At 50.9% G+C, this 344-nt stretch carries 1 pseudogene; it reads left to right on the forward strand.

Annotated elements, in window-relative coordinates:
• Positions 1-344 (forward strand): annotated as a pseudogene (locus E0D98_RS26200) (protein ImpB); the annotation flags it as partial.

Below are 344 nucleotides of genomic sequence, written 5' to 3' on the forward strand. Positions count from 1 at the left end.
CTCATGTGAAAAAGTTTTCCGCCCGGACCTTCGCAACGAACCGGTCATCGTACTCAGCAATAACGATGGCTGTGTGATCGCGCGCAGCCCGGAGGCAAAAGCCCTTGGCATCAGAATGGGGCAGCCCAGGTTTCAGGTGAGACAAATGCGCCTGGAGAAGAAAATACATGTATTTTCCAGCAATTATGCGCTGTACCACAGCATGAGCCAACGGGTTATGGCTGTTCTGGAGTCGCTTTCTCCCGCAGTTGAGCCCTACTCAATTGATGAAATGTTCATTGATTTGCGGGGGATAAATCATTGCATCTCTCCGGAGGTTTTTGGTCATCAGCTCAGGGAACAGG

It is taken from the genome of Escherichia sp. KCJ4928 (assembly GCF_004352695.1).
Classification (GTDB): Bacteria; Pseudomonadota; Gammaproteobacteria; order Enterobacterales; family Enterobacteriaceae; genus ECMA0423.